The organism is Streptomyces anandii JCM 4720, from assembly GCF_014650655.1.
GTDB classification, from domain to species: Bacteria; Actinomycetota; Actinomycetes; order Streptomycetales; family Streptomycetaceae; genus Streptomyces; species Streptomyces anandii.
Genome location: NZ_BMVJ01000120.1, coordinates 1 through 543, shown reverse-complemented (window position 1 = coordinate 543; position 543 = coordinate 1). Strand labels below are relative to the sequence as shown.

The 543-nt window shown below is 73.1% G+C and carries 1 protein-coding gene; it reads left to right on the top strand.

Annotated elements, in window-relative coordinates; translation table 11 throughout:
- A partial coding sequence (locus IE249_RS35595) for a GAF domain-containing protein (protein ID WP_189711679.1) occupies window positions 1–543 on the top strand: 543 nt, incomplete at both ends.

The window sequence follows — 543 nt, the reverse complement described above, 5'->3', positions numbered from 1 at the left end:
GGCTGTACGAGGAGTCGCGGCTGCGGGAGCGCTGGCTGGGCGCGAACGCGGAGGTCACCCACAGCCTGATGTCCGGCGCCGACGAGTCGGACGTGCTCAAGCTGATCGCCGAGCGCGCGCGGGAGATCACCGGCTCGGAGCTCGCCGCGATGTCCACCCCCGTCAAGGGCACCGACACCCTCACCGTGGAGCTCGCCATCGGCCGGCAGGCCGACGCGCACCGCGGGCTCGTACTGCCCGTCGAGGGCACCCTCACGGGCGAGGCGTTCGCCAACGGTGCCCCCGTGACCAGTACGGACGTCGCGCAGGACGACCGGGTCACCGCCGGACCGCCCCGGTTCCAGGATCTCGGACCGGCCGTCGCCGTGCCCATCGGCACCGGCGAGCACATCCGCGGTGTCGTGCTGCTCGCCCGCGAGGCGGACGCCAGGGACTTCACCGACCAGGAGGTCGACACCCTGCGCGTCTTCGCGGCGCAGGCGGCGTTGGCGATGGAGTTGGCGGAGCGTCGGCAGGACGCGGAGCAGATCGCGTTGCTGGAGG